Below are 18,529 nucleotides of genomic sequence, written 5' to 3'. Positions count from 1 at the left end.
AGAGGTGTATAAGAGACAGCCCCGCACCAACGCAAACCTTCCCCGACACAGCACCAGCCAGAACTAAACAGCCCGCCGCACCAAATCGCTACTGGCCCGCACCTTCAACGTCGCCTCGAGAACGACATGCTCGGCCGCCGCGGTCCCGCCCGCGATCCGGCGCAACAGCAGCTGCGTGGCGAGCCGGCCGATCTCGTAGGTGGGCTGCTCGACCAGGGTCAGCGGCGGCGCGAAGCCGGCCCAGCTCATCTCGTCGAACCCGGCCAGCAGCAGGTCTGCGGGGGCGGTCAGGCCGCGCTCGGCCATCGCGTCCAGGGTGCCGATGAGCATCAGATTGTTGGCGGCGAACAGCGCGTCGGGGCGGTCGGGACGGTCCAGCAGCCGGGCCGCGGCCCGGTGGCCGCCGTCGACGCGGAAGTCGCCGCGGACCGTCAGCTCCGGGTCCACGGCCAGGCCCGCGGCGCGTAAGGCCGCGCGGTAGCCCTCCAGGCGGTCGGCCGCGGTGGACACGTCTTCGGGGCCTGCGATGATGCCCACTCGGCTGGCGCCGGTCTGGAGCAGGTGCTCGACCGCCCGGCGCGCGCCGGCGACGTTGTCGACCGCGACGCTGTCCACGTCGGCGGCGATCCGGCGGTCGATGGTCACGACCGGGATCTCCTCGTGGACGAGTTCGCCGATCCGGGTGCGGCTGCTGGAGGCCGGCGACAGGATCACCCCGGCCATCTGCTCGGCGGCCGCGACCCGCAGGTACTGCTGCTCCTTGCCGAGGTCCTCATCGGAGTTGGCCAGGACCACCGAGTAGCCGCTGGCCTGCGCGGTGTCCTCGACCCCGCGCACCAGCGAGGTGAAGAACGGGTTCTGGATGTCGGAGATGATCAGGCCGATGACTCGCGTGGCCTGGGTGCGCAGCGACCGGGCCTGGCTGTTGGGCCGGTAGCCCAGGCGCTCGACGGCGGCCAGCACCCGCTCGCGCAACTCCGGCGCGACGCGCTGGTCGGCGTTCAGCACCCGCGACACCGTCGCCGGTGACACCTCCGCGACCGCCGCCACATCACGGATCGTCACTCTGCTGCCCACTGGACCTCCTAGACACCACCCGGCGCAGCCCGGCGACCGGAGCAGTGCGGGCGGTGAACGGTACCACGGAGCGAACCGGTCGGCTCGCGCCGTCCAGGATATCGAGAAATCGATCTCTCAGCGTCGGTAGAGGTCCGCTGGCGGCGACGCTAAAGCAGCGTTTCCGCACTGTCAAGCCTTGCAGACGCCACCGTTGACAGCCCTGCGGGCCGGTTCTACAGTGCCGAGAAATCGATTTCTGAAATCGATTTCTCGCCCAGCTCGGCCCGCCCGGCGCGGGCCGGCACGCCTTCGCCGGACCCCGCTCCAAGGAGGAACCAGTGGCACGGATAGGCATCCTGTCGATGTCGGACGGCCGGGACTTCGTCAGTCGGGACATCGCGTCCTTCATCGCCGACTCGGCCCGGAGCGCGGCCGCCGCGCTGCGCGGCGCGGGCCACGAGGTGGTCCTCGCCGACGAGGTCGTGACCACGAACCAGATCGCCGTCGAGCAGTCCCGGCGGCTGGCCGACCAACGCGTGGACCTGACCGTCTTCCACTACGCGGTCTGGGCGTTCCCGCACTTCACGATGCTCGCCGCCGAGGCCACCGAGGGACCGCTGCTGCTCCTGGCCAACATCGACCCCGTATATCCGGGCATGGTCGGCATGCTGGCCGGCGGCGGGGCGCTGGACCAGATCGGCCGGGTGCACGCCCGGGCCTGGGGCGACGTCGCCGATCCGGACGTGCTCGCCGCGATCGAGGCCGAGGCCCGGGCGGCGCGGGCCGTGCGGGGCCTGCGCGGCGCGACCTTCGGCCGGGTGGGAGGCCGGCCGATGGGCATGTACACGGCGGTCGCGAACACCGACCAGTGGATGCGGACCTTCGGCGTGGACGTCGAGGAGATCGACCAGTGGGAGGTGGTCCGCCGCTCGGAGTTGGTCGAGCAGTCCCGGGTCTCGGCGGGCCGGGCCTGGCTGGAGAAGCACGCCGCGGGCGTCCACTACGACGGCAAGCAGCTGACCCCGGAGCTGCTGGAGCGCCAGATCCGCTCCTACCACGCGATGCAGGAGCTGATCCGGGAGTGGAATCTGGACTTCGCCGGCATCAAGGGCCAGCCGGAGCTGACGACGCACTTCGCGACGATGGACATCGCCGAGGCGTTCCTGAACGACCCGTACGACTGGGAAGGCCCGAAGGAGACCGTCGTCACCTCCACCGAGTCCGACATGGACGGCGCGCTGACGATGCAGCTTCTCAAGGGGCTGTCAGGCACGCCGGTGCTGTTCGCGGACGTCCGCCACTACCACGCGGACAAGGACGTCTGGGACCTGTGCAACTCCGGTCAGCACGCGACCTGGTTCGCCGCCCGCTCCGAGGACCCCGGCGAGAACCTGGCCAAGACCCACCTGTATCCGGAGGTCTTCTACTTCCCGGCCGGCGGGGCCTCGGTGCAGCACCTGGCCGCCCCCGGGGATTTCACCCTGGCCCGGCTCACCCGACGGGACGGCCGCTATCGGCTGCACGCCGTGCGCGGCGAGTTCGAGCAGTACGACGACGCCACCAACGAGGCGATGATGCGGCAGTCCACCTACGAGTGGCCGCACGCCTTCGCCCGGCTGCATACGGACGCCGCGACGTTCCTGTCGCGGTTCGGCGCCAACCACATCCACGCGGTGCCCGGCGAGTACATCGCCGAACTGCGCTCGATCTGCCGGCTGCTGGACATCGACTACGACGGGTTCGGCGATGCGGCCTGACGAGGACGTCGCCGCCGACTCCGCTCCCCCGCTGCTGCGGATGCGCGACATCGCCAAGCAGTTCCCGGGTGTCAGAGCCCTGACCGGGGTGGACCTGACGGTCCACGGCGGCGAGGTCGTGGCGCTGCTCGGGGAGAACGGGGCCGGCAAGTCGACGCTGATGAACATCCTGGCCGGCGTGCACGCCGACTACGACGGCGTCATCGAACTCGACGGCGAGCCGGCCCGGATCCACAGCCCGAGACAGGCCGCGCACCACGGCATCACCATGATCCATCAGGAGCTGAACCTGGTGCCGGAGCTGTCCATCTCGGACAACGTGTTCCTGGGCCGGGAGCTGCGCAGCCGGCGCGGCACCCTGGACCGCAAGGCCATGCACCGGCGCACCGCCGAGCTGCTGGCCGAGCTGGGCCTGGCCCTGCCGCCGCAACGGCCGGTGCGCGAGTGCCGGATCGCCGAGCGGCAGCTGGTCGAGGTCGCCAAGGCGCTCAACGGCCGGCTGAAGGTGCTGGTGATGGACGAGCCCACCTCCGCGCTGGCCGCGGCGGAGGTGGAACGGCTGTTCACGGTGATCCGCTCGCTGGCCCGGCGCGGGGTCGGCATCGTCTACATCTCGCACCGTCTGGAAGAGCTGAAGGAGATCGCCGACTCGGTGACCGTGCTCCGCGACGGCGGCAACGTGGGATCGCGCGACGCGCACACCGTGGACCGGGACGAACTGGTGGCCCTGATGGTCGGCCGCCCGCTGGACAACCTCTATCCGCGCGCTACGGAGCAGCGATCCGAGGGCCCGGTCCGGCTGGAGGTATCAGGACTCACCTTCACCCCGACGCCCGGCCAGTCCGGGACGGCACTGCACGATCTGGACTTCACGGTGCGCGCCGGGGAGATCGTGGGGCTGGCCGGGCTGATGGGCGCCGGACGCTCGGAAGTCCTGGAATCCCTTTACGGCGCCAGGAGTCCGGTCACCGGCAGCATCAAGCTCGACGGCCGCCGCTACGCACCACGTTCCCCCCGGCAGGCGATCCGCCGGGGTCTGGCCCTGGTCGCCGAGGACCGTAAAGCACAGAGCCTGGTCCTGGACAACACGGTCCGGTTCAACACGACGCTGGCCGCGTTGCACCGCTTCCTGCGGCCGTGGCGGACGGTGAACCGACGGGCCGAGAAGGCGGCGGCAGCCGAGCAGAACGCCGCTTTGGGCACCAAGACCGCCAGCGTGGAGACCGTCGTCGGGACGCTGTCCGGCGGCAACCAGCAGAAGGTGGTGCTGGCCAAGTGCCTGCTCACCAAGCCGACGCTGCTGTTGGTCGACGAGCCGACGCGGGGGATCGACGTCGGGGCGAAGGCGGAGATCCACGCCCTGCTGGACCGGCTGGCCGAGGCGGGCTCGGCGATCCTCGCGGTCTCCAGCGAACTGCCCGAACTGCTCGGGATCTGCGACCGGATCATCGTGCTCTGCGAAGGCCGGATCACCGGCGAGTTCCACCGCGACCCGGCGCACGGCCCGGTCGCCGCCCAGGAGGCGATCCTGTCCGCGGCCATGGCGCGCCAGGCGGTGCTGGCCTCCGGCTCAACCCTCCTCGGGAGCACCCATGACTGACACCCTCGCCGATTCGCCCGGGTCCGGATCCGGGGCTGGGGCCGGATCCGGGTCGCCGGAGGCACCGGGCCCGCACCGGCCCGGCGCCGCCGAACGACTGCGCCGGGCGCTGCCGGCCCTGGGCTCGCTCCAGTCCTACATCGGGCTGGTACTGGTGATCGCGGTCGGCATCGCCACCAAGGGCGCGGTGTTCTGGAACCAGACCAACCTCACCAACGCCATCACCGCCTTCGCCTCGCGCGGGATCCTCGCCGTCGGCGTCACCCTGGTCATCCTGACCGCCGGCATCGACCTGTCGGTCGGCTCGATCCTGGGGATCGGCTCGATGACGGCCGCGATGCTGCTGGTGCACCACGGCCTGTCGCCGCTGCTCATCGTCCCGGCGTGCGCCGCGGTCGGGGCGTTGTTCGGGTTCCTCAACGGGGTCGGGACCACCTGGTTGAAGATCCAGTCGTTCGTGATGACCCTGGCGATGCTCTCGGTGGTGCGCGGCATCGACCGGCAGGTCTCCGACAACGTGGCGGTCGGCGTGCAGCTGATCGGCCCGAACGGGCAGCCGACACGCAAAGCCGACGCGTTCGCGAAGCTCGGCACCCCGGGCCACCAACTGGTCTCCGGGTCCTGGCTGCCGCTGTTCGGCCGGGCCGGGGTCGGGTATCCGCTGGTCGCCTTCTTCGCGGTCTGCGTCGTCTTCCAGCTGATCCTGTCCCGCACCCGGTTCGGGCGGCACATCTACGCGGTCGGCGGGAACCCGGTGGCGGCCCGGCTGTCCGGAGTGAACGTCACCCTGGTGGTGATCGCCGTGTTCACGCTGTCCGGGATGCTCGCCGGGTTCGCCGGCCCGATCGACGCCGCGTACAGCGCCTCCGCCGACCCGCTGGCCGGCACCGGATACGAGCTGGACGCCATCGCCGCGGCGGTGATCGGCGGCACCAGTCTGGCCGGCGGCAAGGGGTCCATCACCGGGACCGCCGTCGGCGCGCTGATCCTGACCCTGCTGGACAACGTGCTGGGGCTGAACGCGGTCAGCGACAACCTGCAACTCATCATCAAGGGACTGATCGTCGTGGTGGCGGTCGTCCTGCAACGGCCGGGCTTCCTGCGCGGCGCCGTCGATCCGCTGGCCCGCAGGATCCGCTCGGGGCGCGGCTAGCAACCTTCTTCCCTCGGAGGGGGACATTGTGTTCTCGCATCGCAAGACCGCAACAGCACTGCTCGCCGCGATGATCGCGGCGGCACTGGGAGCCTGCGCCTCCAACGCGCCCAAGTCCAGCTCCTCCGGCGCGTCGGCCGGCTCCGGCAAGACCTTCGTGATCGGATACTCCCAGTCCAACAACGCCGAGCCCTACCGGGCCCAGCTCAACGCGCAGCTGGCCTACTACGTGAAGAAGTACCCGGACTTGAAGCTGCTGCCGATCACCGACGCCCACCAGGACAGCGCGACACAGGTCTCGCAGGTCCAGAACTTCGTGCAGCAGAAGGTGGACGTGCTGATCGTCTCCCCGAACGAGCCCGCCCCGCTGACCGCCGCGGTCCTCCAGGCCTGCCAGGCGCACATCCCGGTGATCATCCTGGACCGCAGCGTCAACACCGACTGCTACACCGCGTTCATCGGCGGCGACAACTACGCCATCGGCAAGCTGGCCGGCCAGGCCGCGGTGGCCGCGCTGCCCGGCGGCGGCAACGTCGCCGAGCTTCAGGGCATCTTGTCCGACCAGCCGCAGATCGACCGGGACAAGGGCTTCCGCGACGCGATCGCCGGACACGACATCACCATCGCCTACCACCAGGAAGCCAAGTGGCTGAAGGCGAACGCCACGACCATCATGCAGCAGTGGCTGTCGCAGGGGACGAAGATAGACCTGGTGTACGGCGAGAACGACGACATGGCGCTGGGCGCGGTGCTGGCCGCCCAGGGCGCGAACAAGGCAAGCCAGATCAAGTTCATCGGCACCGACGGCCTGGCCATCCCGACCGGCGGCATCCGAGCGGTGCAGCAGGGGTCGATGTACACGACGTTCGTGTACCCGACCGGGGCCGAGCAGGCGGCGGCGACGGCCGAGGCGATCGTGCACGGCCAGAGCGTGGCCAAGAAGCAGACGCTGCCGACCATCCAGATCACCAAGGACAACGCCGACGCCGTGTACAAGCAGTACGACATGACGACCAAGTCCTGACCGGACGCACCGGACCGGACGCACCGGACCGGACCGCCAGACCGGCCCGGCTCCCCGGCAGCGCGCCTCATGCCGCCGGGGGCCGGGCCGCTACCGACCATCGATCCGTCACGGCGGAAGGAGCCCGGCATGGGCCTGACACTCGGCGTCGACATCGGCACCGCCAGCAGCAAAGGCGTCCTGGTCGCCGCCGACGGCACCGTGCTGGCCCAGGCCACGCGGCCGCACGCCGTCTCCTCGCCGCGGCCGGAGTGGTTCGAGCACGATCCCGACCTCATCTGGTGGGCCGACTTCCGGCACATCGTCGCCGAACTGCTGGCGGCGCTGCCGGCCGTCCCCGGCGGCCCGCAGCCCATCGACGCGGTCGCGGTCAGCGGCATCGGGCCGTGTCTGCTGCCCGCCGACGCCGAAGGCCGGCCGCTGCGCCCGGCGATCCTGTACGGCATCGACACCCGCGCCACCGCGCAGATCGCGGAGCAGAGCGAGCGGCTCGGCGGCGGCATCGTCCTGGCCCGCTGCGGCTCGCCGCTGACCAGCCAGGCGATCGGCCCGAAGTTCGGCTGGCTGGCCGAGCACGAGCCGAAGGTGGCCGCGGCCACCCGGCGCTGGTTCATGGCCTCCTCCTACCTCACGTTCCGGCTCACCGGCGAATACGTCCTCGACCACCACTCGGCCAGCCAGTCCGTCCCGCTGTACTCGCAGCGCGAGAACGCCTGGATCCAGGACTGGTGCCAGCAGATCGCCCCCGGCGTCGAATTCCCGCGCCTGGCCTGGCCGACCGAGATCATCGGCGAGATCACTGCCGAGGCCGCCGCCGAGACCGGGCTCCGACCGGGCACCCCGGTCCTGGCCGGCACCATCGACGCCTGGTCCGAGGCGGCGGGGGTCGGCGTACTCCAGCCCGGCGACAGCATGCTGATGTACGGGACCACGATGTTCCTGGTGCACGTCACCAGGACCGCCTACGCGCTGGCCAACCTGTGGGGGCCCACCGGCCTGCTGCCCGGCACCAACTGCCTGGCCGCCGGCATGGCCACCTCTGGCGCCATCACCAGCTGGCTGGCCGACCTCACCGCCACCGACTACACCACCTTGACCACCGAGGCCGCCGCACTCCCGCCGGGCGCGGACGGCCTGCTGATGCTGCCGTACTTCGCCGGCGAGCGCACTCCCCTGTTCGACCCGGACGCTCGGGGCGTCCTCGCGGGCCTCACCCTGCACCACACCCGCGGCCACCTCTACCGCGCGGCCCTGGAGGCCACCGCGTTCGGGGTGCGGCACAACCTGGAGGCCATCGCCTTGTCCGGGGAGGAGCCGGACCGCTACGTCGCGGTCGGCGGCGGCACCACCGGCGGGCTCTGGACGCAGATCGTCTCCAACGTGATCGGACGCCCGCAGCAGATCCCACGGCACACGATCGGCGCGGCGTATGGCAACGCGTTCCTGGCCGCGGTGGCCGCCGGGAACGCCGGGCTGGACGACATCGCGGCCTGGAACCCGGTCGACCATGTCGTGGAGCCCGATCCCGCGCGGCACCGCACCTACACGAGGCTGTACGCCCAATACCGGAACCTGTATCCCGCCACGGCCCGGATCGTGCATAGCCTGGTCGAGGAGGCCGCGACCGAGCGGCGATCGGCTGACTGACCGACTGACGGCAAGGAGCACCCGGGATGAGCCAGACCTCGAGTCAAACCCCGAGCCAGAACCCGAGCCAGAACCCGAGCCAGAACCCGAGCCAGACCTTCACCACCCGGATCGAGCTGGGCGGCAAGACCGCCACCGGCTTCCAGGTCCCGGCCGACGTGGTCGAGGCGATGGGCACCGGCAAACGGCCGAAGGTCCTGGTGACCATCGGCCCGCACACCTACCGCAGCACGGTCGCCGTCTACTCCAGCGCGTTCATGCTGCCGCTGAACGCCGACAACCGCCGGGCCGCCGGGCCGCCGGGGTCGAGGCCGGGGACACCGTGCAGGTCACCCTCGCACCCGACACCGAGGAACGCCGCGTCGAGATCCCCGCCGAACTCGCCACCGCGTTCGATGCCCACCCCGGCACCAAGGCCGCGTTCGAGGCACTGTCGTTCACCAGGCAGCGCGAACACGCCCAGGCCGTCACCTCCGCCAAACAGGAGGCCACCCGCGAGCGCCGGATCGCGAAGATCATCGCTGAGCTCACCGGGCTCGCCGAGCTCGCCGAACGCTGACGATCACCGCTGTCGCTGGACCGGCGAGCCGGGGCGCCGGGCCAAGCGCCACAACACCCTCGGAGTGGACAGCGTGGCCGGCCCGGACAGCATGTGCTGGACGAGCGCGAACCTGCGGAACAAGTCGGCGTCCTCAGACATCCGGGTGATGACGCGGCCCAAGTGCCAGTGCGACAGCCGGGCCGGCAGCCCGGCCCCCTTGCCGCCGTCCCACATCAGGTCCGAGGAGGACGCCATCAGCCACGGGGTCATGCCGGCCCGGGCGGCGCACCGGTGGTAGTCACGGGCGCCGCCACCCCGGCCGAGGGTCGTCGCCAGCGCCCGGGCGTGCAGGGCGCCCACCGTCAGTCCCTGCGCGTAGATCGGGTTGAAGCGGCACAGGGCGTCCCCGGCCACCAGCAAGCCCTCCGGCCAGCGCCGCATCCGGTGGACCTGCGACCACCAATCGCCGTGGTCCACGAACCGGTGCAGATCGCTCATCGGCTCATGGCCGGCGATGTAGTCGGCCATGGCGGAGAAGGGCAGTGATTCGGCGAACTCAGAGAACTGTTTCTCCTCCGGCGGGCAGCCCTCCTCGCCGATGCCCATGGCCAGGGCCATGGACGTGCCAGAACAGCAACCGGTCGGCGGTGAACCCGTCGATCAGCGCCACGTTGTCCAGATCCAGCACCCGTCGGCGGATGCGCTGCTCCAGGAACGGACGAGAGAACCCCTGGATCCGGATGCCGGTGACGGTCTTCGGCGTCCACCCCGAGGGGAACCTCAGGCGGAAGTTGTCGCCGTAGTCGTAGAACGGGGATCCGGACTCGGCGATCTCCTCAAGCAGCCCGGGAAACAGCTCCGCGATGATCTGGGCTCCCCTGGCCAGCAGGAAATGCGGGTGGTATCCCTGCGGAACCCCGGCCCGGTAGGTCGTGTCCGGACCGAGCCGGCCGCGCTCGACGATCGTGACCCGGTCGAAGTGCTCGGCCAGGACCCGCGCCGCCAGCAGGCCGGCATGGGCGCCGCCGACGACGATCGCATGGTTCCGGATAAGCCCTTTGAGATCGGCCATGCGCTTCCCAGCCCCTCGATATCGCCCGACCCCTTACCCATGTCCATGTTGCTGCGGGTTTGTCCGACGGTCCAGTATTCAGGTCGGATCGCCATGGTTCGCCGTGGGAAGACGGCCGTACGCAGACTGACGCACGCAGACAACAGCGCCCGCGGCGTGTCATCAGCTGTCGCCTGACAACACACCGCGGGCACGGGACCCGGTCGGCCGGGGCGAGGTGCTAGAGGTGCTACTCCAGCGTGAACTGCTGCGCCGGGGACTGGTTGCAGGTGTAGATCTGCAACTGCGTCCCGTCGGCGAAGTTGTCGCTCGGGTCGTCCAGGCACAGCCCGGACTGCGGGTTGAGCAGCGCGCCGTCGGCCTGCTGCTGCCAGACCTGGCCGCCGACGCCGTTGCAGTCGTACAGCTCGACCTTGGTACCGACCGCTGTACCGTTGCCGTCGATGTCCAGGCAGCGGCCCAGCGTCTCCAGCGAACCGTTCGAGTTGTGGTACCAGTGCTGGTCGACCGCGAAGGGCTGGCAGCTCCAGAGTTGGACGTAGGTGAGGTTGACGCCCACGTCGTCGCCGGCGACGTCCACGCACTGCTTGCCGGGACCGTTGATCATGCCGCCGCCGTTGGCCGCGAACTGCTGGGCCGGGGTCTGGTTGCAGGTGTAGATCTGCAACTGCGTGCCGTTGGCGGTGTTGGCGCTCGGGTCGTCGAGGCAGAGCCCTGATTGCGGGTTGAGCAGGGCGCCGTCGGACTGCTGGATCCACTTCTGGCCGCCGACGCCGTTGCAGTCCCACAGCTCGACCTTGGTCCCGACCGCGGTGCCGTCGCCGTCGATGTCCAGGCACCGGCCCAGGGTCTCCAGCGAACCGTCGGAGTTGTGGGTCCAGTGCTGGTCGATGGCGTAGGACTGGCAGCCCCACAGGTCGACCGCGGTGCCGTCGGCGCCGGCGTCGTCGCCGATGACGTCCACGCACTGGCCGCCGGGCAGGGTGATCGTGCCGCCGGAGGCCTGCGGGCTGCCGCCGCTGTTGCCGCTGTAGTTCTGGGCGACGATGTTCGCCTGGACCGCGGCGTCGGCGGCGTCACTGGGCACCCCGGCGGTCATCACGCCTTCGAAGAACGTGCCCATGTCGCGGTTGCTGTTGTCCCCGCCGGTGCCGAGCACGATGGCGCCTTCCAGGGACATCGGGGTATAGCCGTTCGGCGGGAGGGCGCCGTTGTACCAGGTACTCAGACCCCCGGATTGGGAGTTACCGCCCTCGATCTCGAAGGTGGAGGTGTTGTTGCTCTTCACCATCCCGGTGACGAACTCGCTGTTGTTGCCGGTGTTCCCGAGGTTGCTGCCGGCCCCGGAGTAGAGCCCGTTCTCCAGGTCGGCCTGGACCCACGGACCGGTGCCCGCGCACGGGCTCTGGCCGCAGCCGGTGCCGATGTAGACCGATTCCATGCGGCCGTTGCCGGTGTCCTGGTTGTTGGACTCGGCGTTGCCGTAGTCGAAGCAGCAGCCGTTGTTGACGTGCGTGCCGCTGGCGACCATGTACGCACCCTGAGGTTGGCTGCCGGTGGGTACCGCGCTGGTGTTGTCGTCCCGGTAGCCGACGCCGGGCCCGACGTACAGGCCGTAGGCCTTGGATCCGTTGACGTCGACGTGCATGGCGTTGGCGTTCGCCGCGACGTCCGGATTCGGGGCGGCGCCGCCGCCGCCCTCGATGGTCAGGTCGTTGTGCTGCGGCGACTGGTCGTAGACCTTGGTGATGGTGCAGGCGGTCTGGACGCAGAACACGTCCTGCGCGTCGGAGTTCGCATAACCGCCGGCCGCGGTCAGGCCGATGTCCAGGGTGGCGCCGTCGGAGGCGCGCCGGACCTGGTAGAGCGGTCCGTTGTAGGACTCGTACAACGCGCGGACGGTGCTGTGCGCCGCCACGCACGGGGTCCCGGCGGCACCGTAGATGTCGCAGGGTTCTTGTGTGCCGGCGGCTCGGGCCGAGCCGGAGGCGGTGGTCAGGACGCCGAGGATGAGGACCAGGACGGCGCCGACGGACATCGCGGCGCGCTGCCACAGCAGACGGCGCGGGTCGCGGGCACTTGCGGGTGGGGATGAGCGCATGGCGATGCTCCCGGTGGGTGGGGATACACGTTGCCTTACAACCGAGGGACGGTACGACCGGCGTTGCTTTCCGTCAATAAGTGCTCTGTTTTGTAGATCGATGTTCGGATCGATTCGAATCTCAAGGGCCGAAGTCGTTGACGGACGGCCAAGACCTTTCCATACTCGGTGTCGGCACTCGTTTCGTAAACGTTTCCGGCTGTACCCCCGCACCTCCCCCACAATCGGTGCAACACCGCTCCCGAGGAGCGCCACATGATGAATCGCAGAAAGCTGCTGTCCTCCGCCGTCGCTCTCGGCGGCTCCGCGCTGGGTCTCGGTACCGGCGCGCTCGCCTGGCGGGCATCGGCGACCACCCCCACCTTGCAGATCGCCTTGCAGAACACCACCAGCTCCAGCCAGGTCTACGCCTACGTCACCGGGCAGGCGATCGACAACAACAACGCCCTGATGCTGCTGGAGTCCGACGGGCAGAGCGTCTACTACCCGAGCTCGCCGGGGTCGCCCGGCACCCCGCTCGGCGCCGACTGCGCGATCGCGCTGGGCGCCCCGGGCAGCACCACCACGGTGACCATCCCGCACATCGCCGGCGGCCGGATCTGGTTCTCGGTCGGCGCCCCGCTGACCTTCCTGCTCAACCCGGGGCCGGGCCTGGTCGAGCCGTCCGTGAGCAACTCCTCGGACCCCAACATCGACATCATGTGGGACTTCTGCGAGTTCACCTACAACGACGCGCAGATGTACGCCAACATCAGCTTCGTCGACTTCGTCTCGCTGCCGATCTCGCTGACCCTGACCGGCTCCGGCGGCACCCAGAGCGCCGCCGGCCTGGCGGCAGGCGGCCTGGACACGGTCTGCTCGGGCCTGATCGCCCAGCACAACGCCGACGGCGCCGGCTGGGACCAGCTGGTCGTCACTTCCAACGGGGCCAACCTGCGCGCCCTGAGCCCGAACAACGGCATCGTCATCAACGGCTCGCTGTTCTCCGGGTACTACCAGCCCTACGTGGACCAGGTGTGGTCGCAGTACTCCGGCCAGACCCTGACCGTGGACACCCAGGCCCAGTGGGGCACGGTGACCGGCCAGGTCTCCGGCGGGCAGCTGACCTTCCCCGGCGTGGGCAGCTTCGCGCAGCCCTCGGCCGCCGACATCTTCAGCTGTAGCACCGGTCCGTTCGCCAACGCCGCGGGCGAGATGGGCACGCTGATCGCCCGGATCAGCGCCGCCTTCAATCGCAGCACCCTGCTGATCGACGCCAACCAGCCGGACGGCGAGAACCCCGCGAACTACTATCAGAACACGATCACGAACCACTACTCGCGGATCGCACACGCGGCCAGCGCGGACGGCCGCGGCTACGGCTTCCCCTACGACGACGTGGCCCCGAACGGCGGCACCGACCAGTCCGGCGCGGTCGCCGACGGCAATCCGACGCTGCTGACCGTCGCGGTCGGCGGCGGCACGGCCGGCTCCGGCCAGGGCTGATCGCCGTGCGCAGGATCCTGATTCTCCTCACGGCACTGGTCACCGTGCTCGCGCCGCTGCTCAGCGTGCCCGCGCGCGCCGCTTCGACACGCGCCGCTTCGACCAGCACCACTGTGTGCGCGCTCTACTGCGACACGCGCGATCCCTCCCTGGCCCAGCAGGAGACGTTCCCGACGCCGAACGTCTATCCCAACGGCCGTACCGTCGAACTGCACGTGGACGACATCTCCGGGATGGCCTGGGCGAGCATCGACAACGGCCAGACCAACGACTCGACCTGGATCGACCGGTCCTGGGACGGCGGCGGCACCTGGGACGGGCTGCTCGGCCAGGCCTCGATCCCGAGCACGTGGACCGGTACCAGAACCCTGATGTACAACATGTACGACCCGTCCGACCACCGCCGGGCCGTCGTGCGTGCGTGCGGTGACGCGAACGGGGTGGAGTGCACCAACTGGGTCCATCTCCAGGTGTGCGCGGCCGCGTGCGACGGCGTCTCCTCCAGCGGTTCGACCGGCAACACCTCGCCGGTCCCGGACACCAGCCTGGACGGCCGCGACATCGCGCTGCACGTCGACTCCGGCGGCATGGCGTGGGCCTCGATCGCCGGCGGCGCGGCGGGCGACGAGGTCTGGCTGGACCGGTCCTGGGACGGCGGCGCGACCTGGCCCGACGGTTCCAGCCAGGGCCGGCTGAGCGTCCCGAACGGCGCCACCGGCACCCAGACCGCCGAGATCAACATCGACGACCCGCTCGGCCGGCTGGCCGGCGGCGCCGTCCGCGCCTGCGGCCGGGCCGTGACCGGCGAGAACGGCAGCTGCACGGCCTGGGCCCGCGCCGACGCCGTCCCCAACCGCGCCGCAGCCGACGCGCTGATGTGGTCCTACGACCCCTACAACGCGTGGTGGCCGTCGAGCTGGTGGAACTCGGCCGTGGCCCTGACATCGATGATCGACTACATGCGCGCCTCGGGCGACACCTCCCAGGAGTGGATCATCGACCGCACCTTCCAGGTCAACAAGGCCCCCTTCCCGGCCGGCACCCGCAGCTCGGACCCGATCCAGGGCGACTTCATCAGCCAGGCCACCGACGACACCGAGTGGTGGGCCCTGGCCTGGATCGACGCCTACGACCTGACCGGGAACCAGACGTACCTCAACGAGGCCGTCACCATCATGAACTACGTCAACACCCTGTGGGACACGAGCTCCTGCGGGGGCGGCGTCTGGTGGAACACGCAGAAGACGTACAAGAACTCGGTGACCAACGCCCTCTACGTGGACCTCACCGCCGACCTCCACAACCGCATCCCCGGCGACACCAAGTGGCTGGCGCAGGCCACCACCGCGTGGAACTGGTTCCAGGGCAGCGGACTGATCAACAGCTCGGGGCTGGTCAACGACGGACTGACGTCCTCGTGCACCAACAACGGCCAGACCGTCTGGACCTACAACCAGGGCCTGGCGATCGGCGCGGCGCAGGAGATGTACCGCGCCACCGGGAACGGCAACGACCTGACCGAGGCCCAGTACCTGGCCAACTCGGCGGTCAACTCCCCCACGCTGGTGTCCAACGGCCTGCTGACGGAGTCGTGCGACGCACTGAACGCGACATGCGACGACAACCAGAAGCAGTTCAAGGGCATCTTCATGCGATTCCTCGGCCAGCTGAACAACACGGTCGGCGGCGCGTACAACGGATTCATCCAGACGCAGACCAACTCGATCTGGAACGCGGACCGCGACTCGCTGAACCAGATCGGGGAACGGTGGTCCGGGCAGAGTTCGAGTACGAACCCGAATGTGAGCGATTGGCGGACGCAGGCCAGTGGGTTGGAGGCTTTGGACGCGGCGCCGTAGGGGCCGCTGAACCCCAGGCGCCGCAGTAGCCACCAGCCGGCTCAGGAGCACCAGGCGACCGACGTTTCCCAACGTCAGCGAGGTCCGGGAGGGTAGGCTGCGGGTCTGTTTCGATCCGCGGCCGCCGGGATGCTCTCGGACCTCGTCGAGCCTGGGGGCCTGGTTCCACATGACAACAGCAGAGGCCGAGCAGCGTTTCATCTGGCGGCCGGATCTCGGGCAGAAAGCCATCAGCTCGTTCGCGATGGTCCTCAACTTCGGCTACGCCATGTACTGCATCTTCAAGCCCGCGCCGACGACGGGCAGCGATCCGTTGGCGATGAGGTTGACCTCGGCGATGATCCTGCTGGCCATGGGCGTGGCGCTGATGGTCTTTTCTTTCGCACCGTTCTTGCGGATGGATCCGGATTGCCTGGCCATCCGCAACATCCGCCGGGTGAAGCGGATCCCGTACGACTCCATCGCCTCGATCGTGCCGGTCTTCCCGGGGCTGCTTCTGACGACGAACGACGGCCGGCGGCACCGCATTCTGGCCTTGTCGCGCTCACGCACGAACGACCGCGGTTACGAGATCTGGCTGATCCTTAAGCGGCGCACCGTAGTTCACGATTCATAGAGAAATAGAGAACTACAGAATCAGCGCAAACCGGCCTCGGTCGCGGCGGCGCCGATCACCTCGCGCAGCATCTCCGGGGTGAGCTTCCCGGTGAAGGTGTTCTGCTGGCTCACGTGGTAGCAGCCGTGGATCGCGAGGGCGGGGCCGTCGTCGGCGGCCGGGAGCTCGACGCGGACGCCGTGGCCGAAGGTCGGGCGGGGCTTCGGGACGGTCCAGGTGCCGGCGGCGGCGATCGCGGGGAACAGCGCCTGCCAGCCGAAGGCGCCGAGGACCACCATCGCGCGGACTGTCGGGCGGGTCAGTCGCAGTTCGCGGACGAGCCACGATCGGCAGGTGTCGCGTTCGGCCGGGGTCGGCTTGTTGTCGGGCGGCGCGCAGTGGACGGGCGCCGTGAAGCGGACGCCGCGCAGCTGGAGGCCGTCGTCGGCGGAGACCGAGGTGGGCTGGTTGGCCAGGCCGAGGCTGTGCAGGGCCGAGACGAGAATGTCGCCCGAGCGGTCGCCCGTGAACATGCGGCCGGTGCGGTTGCCACCGTGCGCGGCCGGGGCCAGGCCGACGATCAGCAGGCGCGCGTCGGGCGGGCCGAAGCCGGGGATGGGACGTGCCCAGTACGTCTGGTCGGCGAAGGACTTGCGCTTGACCCGCCCGACCTCCTCCCGCCACGCCACCAGGCGCGGGCAGGCACGGCAGTCGCACAGGACGCGGTCCAGCGCGGCGAGGGTCGGGGCGGCCGGTGCCAGCTCACTCGGTGGGTGCACATCGGCAACCTACCGGTGGGCGGTCGCGGCCGCGCGTCGGCAGGTGGAGGCTGCTACCGGCTGCCACCCCCCGCAGGCCGCTATCCCCGCCGCGCCACCTGCTCCCCGATCGGCGTCACCGGCGGCATCACGAAGTCCCGCCGCAGGTGGTTGCCGCCGTCGATGACCAGGGTGTGGCCGGTGAGGAAGGAGGCGAACGGGGAGCAGAGGTAGGTGGCCGCCCAGCCCACTTCGTGGCGGCGGCCGGTGCGCAGGGCGGGTTGGCGGCGGGCGTCGACGGCTTCCGGGTCCTCGCCGCGTAGGGCTTTGAGGTCCTCGCGCATCTCGTCGTGCGGGAACAGGCCCGGCGCCAGGGCGTTGACCCGGATGCCGTCGGGGGCCCATTCCACGGCCAGTGACTTGGTCAGGTTGCCGACGCCGGCCTTGGCCGCGGCGGCGTGCGCCATGCCGGGGCCGCCGGTGAAGGCCTGGGTGGCCAGGATGTTGAGGATCGCGCCGGGGCTGGTGCGGTCGGTGCAGCGGCGGTGGAGCTCGCTGGAGCACAGGAAGGTGCCGTCCAGGACGATGCCGGTGACGGCGCGCCAGCCGTTCGGCGACAGGTCGGCCGCGGCCACGGGGAAGTTGGCCGCGGCGTTGTTGACCAGCACCGTCACCGGGCCCAGCGCCTCCTCGACGGTGTCGAAGGCCGCGCGGATCGCCTCGGGGTCGCGCACGTCGCAGGGCACGCCGATCCCCCCGCCGCCGACCGCGCGAACCTCGGCCACGCCCCGCTCCCGGTGCCCGGCGTCGCGGCTGGCGATCCCGACGGCGGCGCCGCAGCGGGCGAACTCCGCGGCCATCGCCCGGCCCAGACCGGTGCCGCCGCCGGTGATGAACACCGTGACGCCGGCGAACGTGCCCGGCGGCAGCATCGCGGTGCCGGGCGCCGGCGGTTCGGGCAGGCCGGGATACATGCGTTCTCCTTCAGTGAGAGCTGGTACCGGGGCTGGAATCAGGACTGGTATTGGGGCTGGCATTGGGACTGGTATTGGGACTGGTACCAGCGCTAGTACCTGGGCTGGGACGAGGCCGGCGCGGCTCGACGTACCACTCACGGCGGCCGACGAGCGCGGCGAACAACGGCGTGGGCGTGCGGACCAGGATCCGGAAGAACCGGCCGCCGCGGTTCTTGTCGAGCTGGGTACCGTGTTGGGCCAGCGCGGCCTGCTTCGCCGCGGCGTAGCGCCGGACGTTGTATCGGTGCGTGATCTCGGCGGCGGGACTGCCGAACCAGCTCGCGTCGGAGAAGTCGTAGCGGCGCAGGATGTGGAGCGTCTGCAACGCCTTGCCGAGCCGCACCAACGGCTCCCGCGGCACGGTCGCCTCCAGCACCCGCACCCCGGTCAGCTCGGCGGCGCGCGCCCCGACGTCGTGGACGTGCACGTGGTCGCGGTGCCCGTAGCCGCCGGCGGCATCGTAGCTGAGCAGCAGGTCGGCGTGCTCCTCTTCCAGGACCGCGGCCAGCAGCTTCGCCGCCTCGTCGACCGACGCCCGCACGAACCGCGTCCGGTCCGGCGGGTCCGGGAAGAGCAACGCGCCGTGGCCGCTGTCGGCATAGCCGAGGTGGTGCACACGCGCCACGCCGAGCACCCGCGCACTGGCCCGCAGCTCGTCGAGCCGGACCAGCGCGCCCGGTTCGGTGGCGTCGCCCATCGCCCCGTCGCAGGCCACGACGATCACGGTCCGGTGGCCCTCGGCGGCCAGCCGCGCCAGCGTGCCGCCGGTGAGCAGCACCTCGTCGTCGGGGTGCGCGTGGAAGGCGACGACGGTCTTGGGCGTGGCGGTGGCGGTGGCGGTGGCGGCGGCGGTGTCGGTGGC

16 protein-coding genes and 1 pseudogene are annotated in these 18,529 nt (G+C 70.3%); 10 read left to right on the top strand and 7 right to left on the bottom strand.

Features of this window, described 5'->3' with window-relative positions; translation table 11 throughout:
• Positions 1 to 63: 63 nt before the first annotated feature.
• Entirely contained in the window at positions 64 to 1,077 is a 1,014-nt protein-coding gene (locus IZR01_RS38070; RefSeq protein ID WP_194926687.1) for a LacI family DNA-binding transcriptional regulator, read from the bottom strand.
• Positions 1,078 to 1,397: 320 nt separating this feature from the next.
• Here IZR01_RS38070 and IZR01_RS53735 point away from each other — a divergent pair, with 320 nt between their 5' ends.
• The 7 genes and pseudogenes from IZR01_RS53735 (at position 1,398) to IZR01_RS51455 (ending at position 8,799) form a co-directional block, all read left to right on the top strand.
• The gene (locus IZR01_RS53735; RefSeq protein WP_194926686.1) at positions 1,398 to 2,816 is read left to right on the top strand and encodes an L-fucose/L-arabinose isomerase family protein; all 1,419 of its coding nucleotides are present in this window, start codon (positions 1,398 to 1,400) and stop codon (positions 2,814 to 2,816) included.
• Positions 2,806 to 4,416, top strand: a complete 1,611-nt coding sequence (locus IZR01_RS38060) for a sugar ABC transporter ATP-binding protein (protein ID WP_194926685.1) — start codon at positions 2,806 to 2,808, stop codon at positions 4,414 to 4,416. The genes IZR01_RS53735 and IZR01_RS38060 overlap by 11 nt, the downstream gene beginning before the upstream one ends.
• Positions 4,409 to 5,569, top strand: coding sequence for an ABC transporter permease (locus tag IZR01_RS38055; RefSeq protein WP_194896014.1), 1,161 nt, complete (start codon positions 4,409 to 4,411; stop codon positions 5,567 to 5,569). The genes IZR01_RS38060 and IZR01_RS38055 overlap by 8 nt, the downstream gene beginning before the upstream one ends.
• A 28-nt stretch (positions 5,570 to 5,597) precedes the next feature.
• Positions 5,598 to 6,593 (top strand): substrate-binding domain-containing protein, encoded by a 996-nt coding sequence (locus IZR01_RS38050; protein ID WP_323747223.1) that lies wholly within the window; start codon positions 5,598 to 5,600, stop codon positions 6,591 to 6,593.
• A 129-nt stretch (positions 6,594 to 6,722) separates the two neighbouring features.
• Complete coding sequence (locus IZR01_RS38045; RefSeq protein ID WP_194926684.1) at positions 6,723 to 8,240, top strand: FGGY-family carbohydrate kinase; 1,518 nt, start codon at positions 6,723 to 6,725, stop codon at positions 8,238 to 8,240.
• 26 nt (positions 8,241 to 8,266) lie between these two features.
• Positions 8,267 to 8,476 (top strand): annotated as a pseudogene (locus IZR01_RS54510) (DUF1905 domain-containing protein); the annotation flags it as partial.
• Positions 8,477 to 8,562: 86 nt separating this feature from the next.
• The gene (locus IZR01_RS51455) at positions 8,563 to 8,799 is read left to right on the top strand and encodes a YdeI/OmpD-associated family protein (RefSeq protein WP_323747222.1); all 237 of its coding nucleotides are present in this window, start codon (positions 8,563 to 8,565) and stop codon (positions 8,797 to 8,799) included.
• A gap of 3 nt (positions 8,800 to 8,802) precedes the next feature.
• Here IZR01_RS51455 and IZR01_RS38035 read toward each other — a convergent pair whose 3' ends face one another.
• The 3 genes from IZR01_RS38035 to IZR01_RS38025 form a co-directional block, all read right to left on the bottom strand.
• Positions 8,803 to 9,399 carry an FAD-dependent monooxygenase family protein gene (locus tag IZR01_RS38035; RefSeq protein WP_194926683.1) on the bottom strand — a complete coding sequence of 199 codons (597 nt, stop codon included), beginning with the start codon at positions 9,397 to 9,399 and terminating at the stop codon, positions 8,803 to 8,805.
• Positions 9,338 to 9,853: an FAD-dependent monooxygenase family protein gene (locus IZR01_RS38030; protein WP_194926682.1), complete on the bottom strand. Its 516-nt coding sequence runs from the start codon at positions 9,851 to 9,853 to the stop codon at positions 9,338 to 9,340. Before IZR01_RS38030 ends, IZR01_RS38035 begins: the two co-directional genes overlap by 62 nt.
• Before the next feature lie 229 nt (positions 9,854 to 10,082).
• Positions 10,083 to 11,954, bottom strand: coding sequence for an arabinofuranosidase catalytic domain-containing protein (locus IZR01_RS38025; RefSeq protein ID WP_194926681.1), 1,872 nt, complete (start codon positions 11,952 to 11,954; stop codon positions 10,083 to 10,085).
• A 255-nt stretch (positions 11,955 to 12,209) separates the two neighbouring features.
• On the opposite strand from IZR01_RS38025, the gene IZR01_RS38020 reads away from it, so the two are divergent.
• The 3 genes from IZR01_RS38020 (at position 12,210) to IZR01_RS38010 (ending at position 15,914) form a co-directional block, all read left to right on the top strand.
• On the top strand, positions 12,210 to 13,439 hold the full coding sequence (locus IZR01_RS38020; protein ID WP_194926680.1) for a glycoside hydrolase family 64 protein: 1,230 nt from the start codon (positions 12,210 to 12,212) through the stop codon (positions 13,437 to 13,439).
• Positions 13,440 to 13,444: 5 nt separating this feature from the next.
• Complete coding sequence (locus IZR01_RS38015; RefSeq protein WP_194926679.1) at positions 13,445 to 15,298, top strand: glycoside hydrolase family 76 protein; 1,854 nt, start codon at positions 13,445 to 13,447, stop codon at positions 15,296 to 15,298.
• 169 nt (positions 15,299 to 15,467) lie between these two features.
• A complete protein-coding gene (locus IZR01_RS38010) occupies positions 15,468 to 15,914 on the top strand; it encodes a hypothetical protein (protein WP_194896022.1) in 447 nt (148 codons plus the stop codon).
• 20 nt (positions 15,915 to 15,934) lie between these two features.
• Here the strand turns inward: IZR01_RS38010 and IZR01_RS38005 are convergent, their stop codons facing one another.
• The 3 genes from IZR01_RS38005 to IZR01_RS37995 form a co-directional block, all read right to left on the bottom strand.
• The gene (locus IZR01_RS38005; protein ID WP_194926678.1) at positions 15,935 to 16,672 is read right to left on the bottom strand and encodes a uracil-DNA glycosylase; all 738 of its coding nucleotides are present in this window, start codon (positions 16,670 to 16,672) and stop codon (positions 15,935 to 15,937) included.
• Between the two features lie 80 nt (positions 16,673 to 16,752).
• Positions 16,753 to 17,625 (bottom strand): SDR family oxidoreductase, encoded by an 873-nt coding sequence (locus IZR01_RS38000; protein ID WP_194926677.1) that lies wholly within the window; start codon positions 17,623 to 17,625, stop codon positions 16,753 to 16,755.
• A 10-nt stretch (positions 17,626 to 17,635) separates the two neighbouring features.
• On the bottom strand, positions 17,636 to 18,529 hold an 894-nt coding region (locus tag IZR01_RS37995; protein ID WP_228561065.1), incomplete at its 5' end, for a PIG-L deacetylase family protein.

The sequence above is a fragment of the Catenulispora pinisilvae genome, from assembly GCF_015356865.1.
Taxonomy (GTDB): Bacteria; Actinomycetota; Actinomycetes; order Streptomycetales; family Catenulisporaceae; genus Catenulispora; species Catenulispora pinisilvae.
Note: the sequence above shows the minus strand (reverse complement) of the source record. Positions and strands in the feature narration are given on the sequence as shown.